We start from the raw sequence: 15909 nt of genomic DNA, 5'->3' as shown, positions 1-15909 counted from the left end.
CCTGTGCCCCCCGTGCCGCCTGTGCCCTCCGTGTCCCCTGTGCCGCCCGTGTCCCCTGTGCCGCCCGTGCCCTCTGTGCCGCCCGTGCCCCCTGTGCCGCCCGTACCCTCTGTGCCACCCGCCCCCGCGCCGGAGCCCGAGGCGGAACTCGTCCCGAGGACGACGCCCACCGCCCGGAATCCGCAACCGTCCCCAGCCTCATCCCCAGCCCCATCCCCATCCTCAGCCCCAGCCGTGGCCCCCACCCAGCCCTTCCGCCTCCCCACCGGCGGCCGCATCCGCCGCGACACCCTGCTCACCTTCACCTTCGACGGCACCGAGTACCAGGGCCACCCGGGCGACACCCTCGCCTCCGCCCTGCTCGCGAACGGCGTGATCCAGGCCGCGACCAGCATCAAGTACGGCCGCCCGCGCGGCATCTTCTCCGCCGGGACCGAGGAGCCGAACGCCCTCGTCCAGATCGAGGCGCCCTTCCCCGAGCCGATGCTCCCCGCCACCACCGTCGAACTCCACGACGGCCTCGTCGCCCGCGGCCTGCCCGGTCAGGGCCGCCTCGCCACCGCCCCCGATCCCGCCCGCTACGACGCCGTACACGCACACTGCGACCTGCTGGTCGTCGGCGCGGGACCGGCCGGACTCGCCGCGGCGGCCGCCGCCGCTGCCACCGGCGCCCGCGTCGTCCTCGCCGACGAACGCCCCGAGCCCGGCGGCAGCCTGCTGGACACCGGGGAGCACCTCGACTGGGTGGCGGACACCGCCGCGCGGCTCGACGCCGCCCCCGAGGTCCGCGTGCTGCGCCGCACCACCGTCTTCGGCCACTACGACGACAACCACCTCGTCGCCGTCGAACGCCGCACCGCCCATCTCGGCGCCGACGCCCCCGCGCAGGTCTCCCGCGAGCGCGTGTGGCGCATCCGCGCCCGCCGTGTCGTCCTCGCCACCGGCGCCCACGAACGCTCGCTCGCCTTCGGGGACAACGACCGCCCCGGCATCATGCTCGCCGCGTCGGCCCGCGCCTATCTGCACCGGTACGCCGTCCTGCCGGGGCGCGAGGCCGTCGTCGTCACGACCGGCGACAGCGCCTACGCGGCCGCCCTCGACCTGGCGGCGGCCGGGGTGCGCGTCGTCGCGATCGCCGACCTGCGCCCCGAACCGGGGGAGTGGGCCGACCGCGCCCGCGCGGCAGGGCTCACCGTGCTCACCGGCCATACGGTCACCGGCACCCGAGGTGCGGCGCGGCTGACGGCAGTCACCCTCGCCCCGCGCCAACACCTCACGGCGGAAAGCGAGTTCGCGGCCGACCTGCTGCTGGTGTCCGGCGGCTGGAACCCGGCCGCGCATCTCTACGGCCAGGCGGGGGGGACGCTGCGCCACGACGAGGCGATCGGCGCCTTCGTCCCCGGCGGTTGCCGGCAGCGCGTGGAGGTGGCCGGCAGCGCCAACGGGGCCTTCGGCCTCGCGGACGTCCTCGCCCAGGGCGCCGCGGCGGGCGCCCGCGCGACCGAGGCCGAGGGCCACCCGGCCGCACATCCCCCTGTACTGCCCGCGGTGCCCGCCGCACCGCGCACCACCGCGCCCGCGCACGTCTTCGCCGTGCCGGCCGTGGGGGACGCGCCCCGCTTCGTCGACCTCCAACGTGACGTCACGGTCGACGACCTGGCCCGCGCCACGGGCGCCGGACTGCGGTCCGTCGAGCACGCCAAGCGCTACACGACCGCCGGTACCGCGAGCGACCAGGGCCGCACGGGCGGCGTCCTGACGAGCGGCGTCGTCGCCGAACTCCTCGGCGTCGACATCGGCGAACTCGGCCTGCCCACCTTCCGGCCCCCGTACAGCCCCGTCTCCTTCGCGGCCCTCGCCGGACGCGACCGCGGCCCGTTGCACGACCCGGTGCGCCGGACCGCCCTGCACGAGCGCCACGTCGAGCACGGCGCACGGTTCGAGAACGTCGGCCAGTGGAAACGCCCTTGGTACTACCCGAGGGACGGCGAGGACAAGGCGGCCGCCGTCGCACGCGAGTGCCGCGCCGCCCGGGAACGCGTGGCGCTGATGGACGCCTCCACGCTCGGCAAGATCGACGTGCAGGGCCCGGACGCCGCGCTGTTCCTCGACCGGCTCTACACCAACATGATCAGCACCCTGAAACCCGGCATGATCCGTTACGGCGTGATGTGCCGCCTGGACGGGATGGTCTTCGACGACGGCACCGTCCTGCGCCTCACCCCGGACCGCTTCCTGCTCACCACGACCACCGGCAACGCGGCCGCCGTACTGGACTGGATGGAGGAGTGGCTCCAGACGGAGTGGCCCGAACTGCGGGTGCGGTGCACGTCGGTGACCGAGCACTGGGCCACCGTCGCCCTCGTCGGCCCCCGCTCCCGGGACGTCCTCGCCGCCCTCGCGCCCCGACTGGCCGTGACGAACGCGGACTTCCCCTTCATGGCATGGCGGGACAGCACCGTCGCCGGGATCGAGGCGCGGGTCTGCCGCATCAGCTTCAGCGGTGAACTCGCCTACGAGATCAACGTGTCACCCTGGTACGCCGTCCCGCTGTGGGAGTCGCTGCTCTCCGCGGGCGCCCCGTACGGCATCACCCCGTACGGCACCGAGACCATGCACGTGCTGCGCGCGGAGAAGGGCTACCCGATCATCGGGCAGGACACCGACGGCACCGTCACCCCGCAGGACCTCGGCATGGGCTGGGCGGTGTCGAGGAAGAAGGCCGACTTCATCGGCAAGCGGTCGCACGCCCGCGCCGACACGGCCCGCGCCGACCGCAAGCACCTGGTCGCGCTGCTCCCGGAGGATCCGTCCGCGCTCCTGCCCGAAGGCACCCAGCTGGTTGCCGCACGCGAACTGCCCGCCCCGCCCGTCCCGATGCTCGGCCATGTGACCTCCAGCTACCGCAGCGCCGCGCTCGGCCGCACCTTCGCCCTCGCGCTCGTCAAGAGCGGACGCGACCGCGTCGGAGACCGCCTCTACGCACCCGTCGGCGGCCGGATGCTGCCGGTGACCGTCGCCGCCCCCGTGCTCTACGACCCCGAGGGAGCCCGCCGCGATGGCTGACCCCGCCGCCACCCCGCCCCACAGCCCGCTGGCGCACGCGGCCCACCGCCTGGCCGCCGCGACCCGGGCCTCCCGCGGTGCCCTCCGCCTCGCCGAACTCCCCTTCCTGGCCCAGCTGAACGTACGGTTCGACCCCAAGGGCCCGGCCGCGGACGCCGTCGCCCTGGCCCTCGGTCTCGCACCGCCGACGGAGCCCGGAACCGCCGTGCACGGCCCCGACGGCCCGACCCTGCTCTGGCTCGGCCCCGACGAGTGGCTGCTCGTGTCGCGCCCGGGGAGCCAGGGGGAGTGGGAGGGCCGCATCCGGTCGGCCTGCGCGGACACCGCGCCCGTCGCCGTCACCGACGTCTCCGCGCAGCGCACCACCCTGCTGGTCGCGGGCCCCCGCGCCCGCGACCTGCTGGCCCACGGCTGCGCCCTGGACCTGCACCCCCGCGCATTCGGCCCCGGCCGCTGCGCCCAGACCGGCCTGGCCCGCACCCAGGTGGTCCTGGTGGCCCGCGACGCGCCGGGGGCGGGCTTCTGGGTGCTGGTCAGGTCGTCGTTCGCCGCGTATCTCGCCGAATGGCTGCTGGACGCGGCGACCGAGTACGGGGCGCCCGCGAGCTGATCCAGCCGACCGGCCCTACGCGAACCAGTCCGGGCGGCGTCCGCGGAGGTCGGCCATGGCGGCGACGAAGGCACGGAGGGCGTCGCGCACGAGTTCCCCGTAGAGCCTCTCGAACACCGCCTCGTCGGGGCCGAAGCGCACCGTGGTGGTCACCACCTCGGTCTCCCCGCCCCATCCCGCCTGGTCGTTGCTGCCCGACCAGGTCTCCCACCGGCTCGTCGAGGACACCGACAGCGACGGCAGTTCCCGGTACGGCACCCGCAGCAGATGGCCGGCGTCGAGCACGCACAGATGGGTGCTCGTGAAGGCCACCGCCGCTTGCGGGTCCACCACGCGGCCCGTGCGGACATGACCGACCAGCCGCTCCCAGCCGACGAGCCGGCACCGGTCCCGCAGTCTGCCGAGCCTGCGCCCCACGGGGTCGCCCTCGTCGACGACGGCGACCCCCTGCTCCCGCAGCAGCCGGCCCAACGCGACCTCGAAATCGGCGGGTTCGGCGAGATGGCGCCGCACATGCGCGTCCACCTGCCCGCGGTCGTAGCCGATCCCGCTCTTGGCCTTCACCTCGGCGAAGTAGGGCGGCCGGATCGGTGTGGTCCGCCGGGGGTCCGAGACGAGGCCGATCACCTGCTTGAGGTAGTTCATGACCTCGCCGATGTCGTACCCGGACCCCTTCACCGGGTCGAACGGGTACTCCGTCGAACGTGCGATCACGACGGGCTCCGGGCCGGCCCCGGCGGTCGGCGCCGCCGGGGCCGGGTGGCTCGGGCGGGGCCCGGCCGGGTTGAGGGCCACGACCAGGTCGCCGATCGCGCTGTTGACGCTGAGGGTCGGCGTCTGGTCCGGCAGGATCCGTCTGACCCGGTCGCAGACGTCACGGTAGAACTCCTCGGCGCCCACCCGGCCGTCGCCGTCCCGGTCGCCCGTGCCGTTGCGCAGCGACTGCACCACGGCCGTGGTGAAGACCGACGGCTTGGCCCCGTCCCGGCTGCGCTCGCCGTCCTCGTAGCTGTACTGCAACGAGGTCGAGGACGTGATGATGAACCGGCCGCGGCCGCCGAGGTTGCCCGCCACGTCGACGGCGTGCTCCACCGCCCGTGTGCGCATGCCCTTGACGAACGCACCGCTGTAGCAGCAGTCGAGGAGCAGCACGATCTGCTGCGACGCGCTCTGCTCCATGCGGTCGTTGAGGAAGTCGGCGTCGACGGAGCTGGCCTCCAGGGTGTCGACCTCCGTGTCCCGGGCGGCGAAGTGCAGCCGGCCCCGGGAGTCCTTGCGGCCGTGGCAGGACAGGTGGAGCAGGAGAAGGTCCTCGGGGGCCGCCGCGCCGAAGAAACGCTGGACGCCACGCGCCACTTCGTCGCGCGTCGGGTCCCTGAGGAGGTCGACCTCGAAGCCGCCGATCGAGCCGTCGCGCAGCACCTCGGACAGGGCCACCGCGTCCGCGTCCGCACCGGGCAGATGGTCCAGCCGCGGATCGTCGTAGCGCGAGGTGGTCACGACGAGCGCACGCCTAGCCATGGTCGCCGGACTCCACCGCCCGCGCCGCGTCGCGGTCCTGCTCGATCGCCGTGAAGAAGCCCTCGATCGCCTCGCGTTGCGCGGCCCGGCCGGTGGAGGTGAGCCGCAGCTCGTGCGCGCCGAGCTTCAGCTCGATGGAGCCGGAGTTGCGGCGCCGCAGCCAGTCCTGGAGCAGCGCGACCAGCGACCGCACCAGCGTCGGCGCGGCCCGCAGGGTGATCACCAGCGCGGCCGTCTCCCACGCCTCGGCGGACCGGGTGCCCGCCGGTGCCGGACCGGCGGGCAGCGGGGTGACGCGGTGCACGGCGAGCCCGGCCAACTCCTCGGTCAGCGCGGCTGTTTCGGCCTCGGTCATGCGCACACCGGACGGCTCGTCGTGCCACAGCCGGACGGTCGCCTCGGCAAGATCCCCGTGACGGTCCATGTCCCGTCCCCCCTCATGGAAGTGCTCGAAGTGCTCGAAGTGCTCGCAAGCGCGAGAAGGGTGACAGAGTGGCATGAACGGCTCCGCCCCCGGGCCGGTTTCGTGGATCTCCGCCGAGGCCGCACGCCGAACTCGCGGGCGCGGGTGCCCAGTCGGAAGGACGTCCTTACAGGCGGACCGTCACCCTCACGGTCACCTCGTCGCCCTCGCCGAGCTGCCCGGGCCCCCGCACGGCCGCCTTGAGGGGCAGGAGATAGCCGCCGTCCTTGGGAAACAGCGAGGTGGTGAAGGTGACGTCGCCCATGCGGGCCTCGACCGGGATCACCCCCCAGCCGTAGCTGGCCGACGAGGCAACTTCCTGGATGTCGGCGGACTCCTGCTCCGGCACCGGCACGAAGTAGTAAGGGGCGGGACCGCGCCACTCGATCACACGGTTGGTGAAGGTGAGTTCCACGAGTTGATCCTAGGCGGCGGGCGACCGGACGGCTTTCGGTCCTCGGAGGCGTGGCCGGGAAAAACGCGTGGACCGGGTGGGTGCAAAGGCGGCACACTGCGCTTTCCGGCCTGCCCGCACGACGTCCCCGCCGAGCGCGTCCACCCGACCGGAACTCCGGACGGCCCGTGCGACGACGGCTTCCGAGGGTGACGGACGGGACGGCCACTCCACCACGACTCAAGGTTGGGATGGGATTGCCTGACACGCGTGAGACCGCACCCCGCAGAGGCGCGGTACTGCTCGCACTTCGTCACTACGGACGGGAGATGGCCCGGCTCCGGCGCTGGACGCTGCCCGCCCTGCTGCTGCCGGCCGTGGGCAACACAGGGATCAACTACCTCGCCCCGCTGGTCGTCGCGAAGCTCGTCGGCCGCGTCGCCGACGACTCCCGGATCACCGTCGGCTCGGCGCTGCCGTACATCCTGGGCTTCGCGGGTGTGCTGCTCGCCGCCGAGGCGGTGTGGCGCGCGGGCCTGCACTGCCTCAACCGCCTCGACGCCCTCGGCATCGAACACCTCTATGTCGTCGGCATGGACGAGCTGTTCGCGAAGGACGCCACCTTCTTCCACGACAACTTCGCCGGCTCGCTGACGAAGCGGGTGCTCAGTTTCGCCACCCGTTTCGAGGAGTTCGTCGACACCGTCGCCTTCCAGATCGTGGGCAGCCTGGTGCCGCTGGCCTTCGGGTCCGTGGTGCTCTGGCGCTACCAACCGCTCCTCGTCGTGGGACTGGTGGTGATGATCGCGTTCACCGCGCTGTGCGTGGCACCGCTGATCCGCCGCCGCCAGGCCCTGGTCGCCCAGCGCGAGGAGGCGATCGCCCGGGTGTCGGGCCATGTCGCCGACAGCCTCATGAACATGGACACGGTCCGCGCGTTCGCCGCGGAGAAGCGCGAGGCCGCCGAACACCGGCGCCGCGTCGCGGAGTCGAGGCGGCTGACCCTGCGCTCATGGGACTACGGCAACCTGCGCATCGACACCCTCGTCGCGCCGCTGTCCGTGCTCACCAACGCGCTGGGCCTGCTGCTCGCGATCGCCCTCGGCGGCGGCAGCCACGGTGTCGAGGCGGTCGTGGTCGCCTTCACCTACTACACCAACGCCACCCGGATCATGTTCGAATTCAACCAGATCTACCGGCGGCTGGAGAGCTCGATGACGGAGGCCGCCCAGTTCACCGAACTCCTGCGGGAACACCCCACCGTGCTCGACGCGCCCTCGCCGGAGCCGCTGTCGCGCACCGCCGCCGACGTCCGCTTCGAGCGGGTGCGCTTCGCCCACGCGGGCGCACAGCGGCTCTTCGACGGGCTCGATCTGACGGTGGCCGCCGGCACGAAGATCGGTCTCGTGGGCCGGTCCGGCGGCGGCAAGACGACGCTGACCCGGCTGCTGCTGCGGATGACCGACATCGACGGCGGCCGCATCCTCGTCGGCGGTCAGGACATCGGGCGGCTGCGCCAGGCCGACCTGCGCAGCCTGATGGCGTACGTACCGCAGGACCCGGCCATGTTCCACCGCTCGCTGCGGGACAACATCGCCTTCGCCCGGCCCGACGCCACCGACGCGGAGGTCAGGCGCGCGGCCGAGGCGGCCCACGTCACGGAGTTCGCCGACGCGCTTCCCGACGGCTTCGCGACCATGGTGGGCGAGCGCGGGATCAAGCTGTCCGGCGGTCAGCGCCAGCGGGTCGCGCTCGCCCGCGCCATCCTGCGGGACGCGCCGATCCTGCTGCTCGACGAGGCGACCAGCGCGCTGGACTCGGAGAGCGAACTCCTGGTGCAGGAAGCGCTCTGGCGGCTGATGGAGGGCCGGACCGCCCTGGTCGTGGCGCACCGGCTGAGCACGGTCGCGAGCATGGACCGGCTTGTCGTCCTCGACCGCGGACGCATCGTCGAGGAGGGCACGCACCAGGAACTGCTGGTCGCCGACGGCACCTACGCGCGGCTGTGGCAGCACCAGTCCGGGGGCTTCCTCGACGACACCCCGGCACCGGACACCCCGGCACCGGACACCCCGGCACCGGACGCCCCGGCACCGGCCGACCTGCGCTGACGGAACACGGGCGGGCGTCCTCGGCGCCCGCCCCTTCCCCGCCGGACGCCCCGAGCGTGCCCGGCTCGGCGTTCTCGTCGGCGCCGACAGGCGGTGGCGCGGCGTCCCTTCTATCCTGAGGGGGATGGGCCGCACGCGGCTGCCTATCGGTGTGGCTGGGGTCTGCGGCGCATTTTCCCTCATCCGGGAGCAAGCCCATGACACAGCAGAGCATCCGACTGCGCAGGGGCGCCGTCGTCCTCACGGCGGTGGGCGCACTGGTCGTTCCGGCCGCGGCCGGCGCGGCGGCGCTGCCCGCGTCGGCCCCCTCGGCGGCCGACGCCACGAACCCGCCCTCGCCCTCACCGTCGGCCGCGGTACGCCCCCTCACCGCCGACGTGCAGCAGCAGCTCGACACCGCGATCCAGCGCGTCATGCACCAGGCGAAGGTGCCCGGGGTGACCGTCGGGATCTGGCGGGCGGACAGCGGCCAGTACGTGAAGTCGTTCGGTGTCGCCGACAAGAAGTCCGGCCGGTCGATGAACCCGGACCTCTTCATGCGCATCGGCAGCGAGACGAAGACCTTCACGGTCACCGCGATGCTCCAGCTCGTCGACCAGAAGAAGATCGCGCTGGACGACACCATCGACAAGTACGTCTCCGGCGTCCCGAACGGCAGCAAGATAACGCTCCGTCAACTGGCCGGAATGCGCAGCGGATTGTTCAACTACTCGATGGACGAGAGCTTCTACAAGGCGTTCACGTCGAACCCCAAGCGCCCGTTCACCCCGCAGCAGCTTCTCGCCTACGCCTTCAAGCACCCCGTGCTGTTCCAGCCCGGCGCGAAGTTCTACTACTGCAACACCAACCTGATTCTGCTGGGTCTGGTCGTGGAGAAGATGAGCGGGCAGAAGCTCGGCGACTACATTCGCGACCACATCCTGCACCCGGCCGAGATGAGCAGCACGCTCTTCCCCACCGGCGCCGAGTTCCCCACGCCGCACTCGCAGGGCTACACGGACCAGACCGCGAGCGGCAAGGTCGAGGACGCGGCGGACTGGAACCCCTCCTGGGGCTGGGCGGCCGGCGCGATGATCTCGACGCTGCAGGACATGCGGACCTGGGCGCCGACCGTCGCCACGGGGCAACTGCCCGACGGCAAGCGCATGATCAGCGTCGCGACGCAGAAGCAGCGGCTGATCACCCCGCCGACCTCGATCCCCGGCGCCGGGTACGGACTCGGCATCTTCAAGGTGCAGGGGTGGATCGGCCACAACGGGTCGCTGCCCGGGTACGAGTCCCTGACGGTCTATCTGCCGCAGGCGAGGACCACGCTCGTCGTGCTGCTGAACACCGACATCAACTACAAGAACCAGGAGCCCAGCACCCTGTTCGGAAAGGCGATCACCTCGATCATCTCCCCGAACCACGTCTTCGACCTGCCCGCGGAACCGGCCGCCAGGTGAGCCCCGGACGCGGATCGCAGACGGATCGGACAGACGGTGGACGGTAGCCCTTATGGGGCCCAACGCCCCCATCCGGACAGGTCACTTCCCTCCCGCGGAAGGAGCGCGGGAGGGATGCGTGGCGATATTCCCGGTACGCGGCCCCACCAGGTTTCGCTCCGGCAACCCCCTTCACATGAGCCGCACAGAGCGTGCGAAGATGCGGCTCCCGGTATCGAGTACCGGCGTAGAGGGGAACGTCATTGAAATCAAGAAAACTGAGCCGCAAAGGGCGTCGCACCACCATAATCACGGCGGCCGCCGCCTCGGTCGTCGCCGGCGCGGCGCTGCTGCCCAACTGGAGTGCGGGGGCGGCGAGCATCGCCGACGACCCTACGGTGGACGCCAAGACCAAGGCGACCTTCCAGCGACTCGCCGACGCGGTCTTCACGGACCGGACGGACGCGCTGGTGGACAAGAAGGCCGGCGGGAAGAAGTCGCTCTCGTCGCGTTTCGGCGGGGACGTCCAGGTGTCGTCCACGCTGTCGCACAACCAGAACACGACGCTGTCCCAGCTGCACAGCCGCAAGACCCTTCTTGCGTCGCTCGGTGAGAAGTACAGCGCGGGCAAGACGGCCGTGAAGCTGGACGCCACGCAGGTGCACGGCCGCAACGCCTTGGTCGAGGTCACCGAGACCACGACCCTGACGTACGAGAAGGTCAAGGGAAACCAGCCGAAGACCACCGGCTTCCAGGCCCACCACCTGCTGTCGTTCACGGCCGACCGGAACGGCAACTGGCAGCTCACCAAGATCGCCGACGTCGACGACAGCGTGGCGGTCAACCAGGTGGCCACGCCGCAGACCGGCCGGACCCACGGCAGGCCCACGCCGAAGGCCACGGCCACGGCGAAGGCGTCCGCGTCGCCGACGGTGAAGGCGTCCCCGACGCCGAGCGCCTCCGCGAGCACGAAGGCCTCCTCGACGCCGACCGCTTCGGCCAAGGCGACGACCACGCCCGACGACGGCAACCCGCCCGAGGCGACGCGTTCGGCGACGACCTACCCGGCGGCCGCGAACCCGAAGAACTTCACCGCGTCCGGCTATGACTACAACGCCATGGTCGCGTACGCCGCGAAGTACTGGAACAACTACAACCCGGACTACCCGGACTACAGCGGCGAGGCGAACGGCGGCGACTGCACCGACTTCGTCAGCCAGGTCCTCAAGGCCGGTGGCTGGAAGCACGTTCCGGGTTACACGAACGACTTCCACAAGTGGTTCGGCACCGCGGACATCCAGTCCGACTCGTTCGTGGGTGTCAACGAGTTCTCGTGGTTCGCCCTCTCCTCGGGTCGCGTCACGAGCCTCGCGAACGTCTATCAGGCCGACGTCGGCGACGTCATCCAGATCGACTTCAACAAGGACGGGTCCAAGGACCACTCCATGATCGTCACTTCGCGCAGCTCGTCGGGCGTGCCGTACGTGACGTACCACTCCACCAACACCTACAACAGGTCGTTGGCGAGCATCATCGCGTCGTACCCGAACGCGGCGTACTACGCGTACCGCACCTGAGCGGACTCGCACCACGGGCAGGAGCCGGCGCATCCGCGCCGGCTCCTGTTCGTTTTGGGATCGTAAAATCGGGGGCGAGCGCCCGTGCGCACTTCACGGGCGGCGGACGGACACTGGAGGAACACCGTGATCGTGGTCATCGGAGCCGGACTCATGGGCGCTGCGACCGCCTGGCAGCTCACCCGCCGGGGCCACGAGGTCACGCTCGTCGAGTCGTACGACATCGGGCACAGACAGGGCAGCTCGCACGGCAGCTCCCGCATCGTCCGCCGCGTCTACGACGACCCGTTCTACATCCGGCTGACCGGTCTCGCCTTCGAACAGTGGCGGGAACTCGAACTCGACAGCGGCGCCGAACTGCTGCGCACCACGGGCGGTCTCGATCTGGGGGAGAAGCGGGACCCGGAGCGGCTCGCCGGGCTGCTGGCGGCGGCCGGGGTGGCGCACGAGCTGCTCGGCGCGGAGGCCGCCCGGGAGCGCTGGCCGTACGTGCGGATCACCGGCCCGGCGCTCTACCACCCGCAGGCGGGGGTGGCCGACGCCGACGCGACCGTCGCCGCCTGCGTGCAGCGGGCGGTCGAACTGGGCGCGGAGGTGCTGACGGGGACCCGGGTGGTCGCCGTGGAGGAGGTCGGCGGCGCGCAGGGGCCGGGCGGGGTGGTGGTCCGGACGGACAGCGGGCGGGAGATCGTCGCGGAGGCCGTCGTCGTGGCGGCCGGCGCCTGGCTGCCCGAGCTGGGCCTGCCCGTCGACCTGCCGCCGCTGCGGGTGACGCAGCAGCAGGTCTTCCACTTCCCGCAGCGGGACCGGTCCGCCGTCTGGCCGACGCTGATCTGGGACGACGGGAGCCGGGAGATCTACGCCCTGCCCTCCGGGACCGACGGCGGCCCGCTGCCCGCGGTGAAGGTCGCCGAGCACGCCCTGGGCACCCCCACCACCGCCCGCACCCGCAGCGGCGTCGTCGACCCGGCCTCGCGCAAGCGGGTGAGCGCGTTCGTCGCGGACCGCCTGATCGGCCTCGACCCGCAGCCGGTCGGCGAGGCCACGTGCCTCTACACCACCACCGCCGACGAGGACTTCGTGCTCGACCGGCACGGCTCGGTGGTCGTGGTCTCGCCCTGTTCCGGGCACGGTGCCAAGTTCGCCCCGCTGATCGGCGCGATGGCGGCCGACCTGGCGACCGGCCGCGCCACGGCGGAGCCTCGCTTCCGGTTGGGACGGTAGGGGCGGGTACCGCGGCGTCCCACTCCGGCGCGAAGGGGTTGATTCCATACAACCATCACCCCTTTGCGCTCTTCGCCCGGATCCGGTCATGAGGGACGATTCCGGTGCCCGTCGCGACCGCCGACCGGGCCCGATCGATCGAGGAGTGGGAAATGGCCGTAGTGCTGTCCATGGCCTGGGCGGGCGTCACGCCCGAGCAGTACGACGCCGTGCGCGACGCCGTCGGGTGGGAGGAACTCGCCCCGGCCGGTGCCCAGATGCACGTGGCGTGGTTCGGCGACGCCGGACTCCACGTCGTCGACGTGTGGGAGTCGGAGGAGGCGTTCGGCGCGTTCTTCGCGGAGCGGCTGGCCCCGGCCATCGAGAAGGCCGGGATCACGGGCGAGCCCGAGACCTCCTTCTCGCCGGTGCACCGGCGTTTCATCGCCCCCGGCATCACTGGCGCGGCCTGACCCGGACGGCGCCCGGCGTCACCGCCGTGGCCTGACCCGGACGGCGGCTGCCCGTGGGGTGAACCGTGGCTCCTCCGCCTGCCGTGCGCCCGGTCGTCCGGACCGTGGCCGCGGCGGGCGGTGGCGCGCCGGGGCGGCCGGGCGCCGCGGCCTGCGGAGGTGTCCGCCCAGCGGCGCGGAACTTCGTTGTGTCGCACACAAGTTGATGTGCGAAGCTGTCGTCGGCCGATCACGGGAACAGGCTGCCGTGGCGGCGGGCGAGAGGAGCGCAGCGTGAGCCGGGACGGCTTCCGTGCCGAGGAGATCGACACCAGCAGGCCACACCCTGCGCGGATCTACGACTACCTGCTCGGTGGCAAGGACAACTACGACATCGACCGGGAGGCGGGCGACGCCCTCGCCGCCGCCGCGCCCGAGGTGCGGGTCAGCGTGCGCGCCAACCGCGCCTTCCTGCGGCGTGCCGTCAAATACGTGGTGGGCGAGGGCGTCCGACAGATCCTCGACATAGGCACCGGCCTGCCCACCTCGCCCAACGTGCACGAGGCGGCGGCCGAGGTGGCACCCGACGTCCGCGTGGCGTACATCGACAACGACCCGATCGTCAGCGCGCACGGCAACGCGCTGCTCGGGGGCTCGGGCGCGAACACCGTCGTCCTCGCCGACCTGCGCGACCCGCAGTCGATCCTGTCCGACCCCAGTGTGCGCGAGGTCATCGACTTCGGCCGGCCGGTGGCGCTGCTGCTCGTGGCCGTCGTGCACTTCCTCGCCGAAGCGGACAAGCCCGAGCAGATCGTGGCGACTCTGCGCGACGCGCTGCCCGCGGGCAGCTTCCTCGTCCTGTCCCACGCCACAGGCGACTTGGCCGAACGCAGCGAGGCGCAGGCCGTCTACCGGCAGGCCACCGCGAGCATGAACCTGCGCTCGCGGGCCGAGGTCCTGCGGTTCTTCGACGGCTTCGAACTGGTCGAACCCGGCCTGACCCAGGTCCCGTTCTGGCGCCCCGACGGCACACCGCCCGAAGGCTCGCACGAGATCGGCTTCTACGGCGGCGTGGCCCGCACGTAGTCCGGCGGCTCGGAGGCCGAGGACGGGCGCGGTCAGGGTGTGACCGGCTCCCACTCGGCCACCAGCGCGCGATGGTCGGAGACGGCCGACACGGGAGTCCGCACACCGTGGACGGCGAGCGGCCGCCCGGCGGCCGCTTCCGCCTCTGACCTCGTGCCCGACCCTGCGCCCGACCCTCCGTCCGACCCTCCGTCCGACCTCGCGCCTGACCCGGTCCCCGCTCCGGCGATCAGGATGTGGTCGAACTGCACGAGCGGCCGGTGCGCCGGGAAGGTGGCGGGGCGGCCCGCGTCGCGCCACCGAAGCCGCCCCGACGGCCCGGTCGCGCCGTCGGAACGGCCCCGACGGGCCCTGAACTCGGCCGAGTTGAGCACGGCCGCGGGAACGGTGCCGACCAGATTGAAGTCGCCCAGCAGGACGTGCGGCCGCGGCAGTGCGGCCACCCAGCGCCGTACGGCGACCAACTGCCGTATGTTCCAGCCCGGTACGAACGACAGATGCAGGGCCACGGCGGTGAACGGCCCGTGCGGTCCCTCCAGTACGGCGGCCAGCGCGGCCCGTGGCTGATCGCGCACCCAGGACAGGCCCCGCTGCCCGGCCATCGCCAGCGGGAAGCCGACCGGTGCGGGCGGCAGTCGCAGCGCCCGCCACTCCCGGACCGCGAGCCGGGACAGCAACGCCACCCCGTGCGAGGGGACTTGAGTGGCGGCGTCCGCGTCGTCCCCGGGGCCGTAGACCCGCAGTCCGGGCACCGTGGAGTCGGGGACCCAGCCGAGCCCGGTGACCCCCCGGGCATGGAGCGCGGAGGCGTAGCGCCAGTCCTTGGCACCCATCGCCGCCGCCGCGACCGCGGCCTGGTCGGCACGACCGGACCGGGGCTGGAGGCGGTCGACCTCCTGGAGCGCCAGCACGTCGGCGTCGAGCGCGGCGACGGCTTCGGCGAGCGGGGTCCGCGGGTCGGTGCCGTCGTCCGGCACCGGCCGGCCCCGGGAGTCGAGGCGCCGCCCGTGCAGGATGTTGAAGGTCGCCCACCGCATCGAACCGGCCTCCTCGAGTGCCTGAAGTGACGCTTGGGACCGATGGTCTCAGGACGCCGTCCCCATCACCGGGGATTCCGCCACCTCGTTCGCCTCTCACCCGGGCGTTCGGCCCACCGCGACGCCCGCTTCACCTGGACGGGTTGCTCCGCCCGCGGCGCGCCTCGCCCGCGCATGACGGACTCCCGTCAGGAGAGACATCGCTCATGCACAACCCCACATCGGGTGGGCGGCAGCCCCAGCCGACGCCCCCCACGCCCCACCCCCAGGACCCGGACATCGTCTTCACGGCCGACTTCGCCTCGCCCACGCAGTGGGTCGCCGGCCGGTCCTGGGCCTATCCCGACGGCGGACCGACCAACCCCGACGACGACAAACTCGACCACCTGGTGCCGGACGCGTCGTACAGCCGTACCGGAGTGTTCCGTGCCACCCGCCGCCCCGACGGGTTCTGGAACACGGGCCTGTTGACCACGGAGGGCAGCCCGGAGGGGTTCGTCGTCCGTGCGGACGACGAACTGCGGGCACGCGTCAGACTGCCGACCGCGCAGGCGGCCTGGCCGGCCATCTGGACCTGGCGGGACGGCGGCCAGGAGGTGGACGTCTTCGAGTACCACCCCGACAACCCGGACCTGCTGGAACTCACCAACCATGTGCACGGCGCGGGCAGTTACTACAGCGACGAGTCGATCCGCCCCGGCGCCTGGATGGACCTGCGCATCACGTTCGGCGCCCGCTCGGTCACCTGGTGGGTCAACGACGTGCTCGCGTACGTCGACGGGGTGGGCGTGGGGCACCGCTGGCACGCCCATCTCATCGTCAACCTGTCGGTGTCCGCGGGCCGTTACCACCCCGCCCCGGCGGCGTCGACGTCGAAGATGTCGTACGAGGTGCGCGACCTGGTGGTCCGGCGCCCGGGAGCGGGAGGCGGCGGGTACGGACACTAGACCGGTCCCGTAGTGCGC

General features: G+C 72.4%; 13 protein-coding genes. 9 read left to right on the top strand and 4 right to left on the bottom strand.

Annotated features, from left to right (window positions below; translation table 11 throughout):
- Positions 1 to 234: 234 nt before the first annotated feature.
- Both WN71_RS10165 and WN71_RS10160 read left to right on the top strand, forming a co-directional pair.
- Positions 235 to 3066 (top strand): 2Fe-2S iron-sulfur cluster-binding protein, encoded by a 2832-nt coding sequence (locus tag WN71_RS10165; RefSeq protein ID WP_240529621.1) that lies wholly within the window; start codon positions 235 to 237, stop codon positions 3064 to 3066.
- Complete coding sequence (locus WN71_RS10160) at positions 3059 to 3676, top strand: sarcosine oxidase subunit gamma (RefSeq protein ID WP_046586155.1); 618 nt, start codon at positions 3059 to 3061, stop codon at positions 3674 to 3676. Before WN71_RS10165 ends, WN71_RS10160 begins: the two co-directional genes overlap by 8 nt.
- A 15-nt stretch (positions 3677 to 3691) precedes the next feature.
- Here the strand turns inward: WN71_RS10160 and WN71_RS10155 are convergent, their stop codons facing one another.
- The 3 genes from WN71_RS10155 to WN71_RS10145 all read right to left on the bottom strand — a co-directional run bounded on the left by WN71_RS10155 (position 3692) and on the right by WN71_RS10145 (position 6075).
- The gene (locus WN71_RS10155) at positions 3692 to 5197 is read right to left on the bottom strand and encodes a caspase family protein (RefSeq protein ID WP_079177772.1); all 1506 of its coding nucleotides are present in this window, start codon (positions 5195 to 5197) and stop codon (positions 3692 to 3694) included.
- On the bottom strand, positions 5190 to 5621 hold the full coding sequence (locus WN71_RS10150; RefSeq protein WP_046586153.1) for a hypothetical protein: 432 nt from the start codon (positions 5619 to 5621) through the stop codon (positions 5190 to 5192). Before WN71_RS10150 ends, WN71_RS10155 begins: the two co-directional genes overlap by 8 nt.
- A 166-nt stretch (positions 5622 to 5787) precedes the next feature.
- On the bottom strand, positions 5788 to 6075 hold the full coding sequence (locus WN71_RS10145; RefSeq protein WP_046586152.1) for a DUF1905 domain-containing protein: 288 nt from the start codon (positions 6073 to 6075) through the stop codon (positions 5788 to 5790).
- Positions 6076 to 6305: 230 nt separating this feature from the next.
- On the opposite strand from WN71_RS10145, the gene WN71_RS10140 reads away from it, so the two are divergent.
- The 6 genes from WN71_RS10140 to WN71_RS10115 all read left to right on the top strand — a co-directional run bounded on the left by WN71_RS10140 (position 6306) and on the right by WN71_RS10115 (position 13907).
- On the top strand, positions 6306 to 8165 hold the full coding sequence (locus WN71_RS10140; RefSeq protein ID WP_079177771.1) for an ABC transporter ATP-binding protein: 1860 nt from the start codon (positions 6306 to 6308) through the stop codon (positions 8163 to 8165).
- Between the two features lie 197 nt (positions 8166 to 8362).
- Positions 8363 to 9610, top strand: a complete 1248-nt coding sequence (locus WN71_RS10135) for a serine hydrolase domain-containing protein (RefSeq protein WP_046586148.1) — start codon at positions 8363 to 8365, stop codon at positions 9608 to 9610.
- A gap of 242 nt (positions 9611 to 9852) precedes the next feature.
- Positions 9853 to 11166, top strand: coding sequence for an amidase domain-containing protein (locus tag WN71_RS10130; RefSeq protein ID WP_079177770.1), 1314 nt, complete (start codon positions 9853 to 9855; stop codon positions 11164 to 11166).
- A 153-nt stretch (positions 11167 to 11319) separates the two neighbouring features.
- Positions 11320 to 12390: an FAD-dependent oxidoreductase gene (locus WN71_RS10125; RefSeq protein ID WP_046586229.1), complete on the top strand. Its 1071-nt coding sequence runs from the start codon at positions 11320 to 11322 to the stop codon at positions 12388 to 12390.
- 152 nt (positions 12391 to 12542) lie between these two features.
- A complete protein-coding gene (locus WN71_RS10120; protein WP_046586227.1) occupies positions 12543 to 12842 on the top strand; it encodes a hypothetical protein in 300 nt (99 codons plus the stop codon).
- A gap of 273 nt (positions 12843 to 13115) precedes the next feature.
- Positions 13116 to 13907 carry an SAM-dependent methyltransferase gene (locus WN71_RS10115; protein ID WP_046586146.1) on the top strand — a complete coding sequence of 264 codons (792 nt, stop codon included), beginning with the start codon at positions 13116 to 13118 and terminating at the stop codon, positions 13905 to 13907.
- Between the two features lie 32 nt (positions 13908 to 13939).
- Here the strand turns inward: WN71_RS10115 and WN71_RS10110 are convergent, their stop codons facing one another.
- Positions 13940 to 14944, bottom strand: a complete 1005-nt coding sequence (locus WN71_RS10110; protein ID WP_046586144.1) for an endonuclease/exonuclease/phosphatase family protein — start codon at positions 14942 to 14944, stop codon at positions 13940 to 13942.
- 206 nt (positions 14945 to 15150) lie between these two features.
- Here WN71_RS10110 and WN71_RS10105 point away from each other — a divergent pair, with 206 nt between their 5' ends.
- Positions 15151 to 15891, top strand: coding sequence for a LamG domain-containing protein (locus tag WN71_RS10105; protein WP_046586142.1), 741 nt, complete (start codon positions 15151 to 15153; stop codon positions 15889 to 15891).
- The last annotated feature ends 18 nt before the right edge of the window (positions 15892 to 15909 follow it).

Origin of the sequence: Streptomyces mangrovisoli (assembly GCF_000974985.2) — a bacterium.
In the GTDB taxonomy this organism is placed as follows: Bacteria; Actinomycetota; Actinomycetes; order Streptomycetales; family Streptomycetaceae; genus Streptomyces; species Streptomyces mangrovisoli.
Note: the sequence above shows the minus strand (reverse complement) of the source record. Positions and strands in the feature narration are given on the sequence as shown.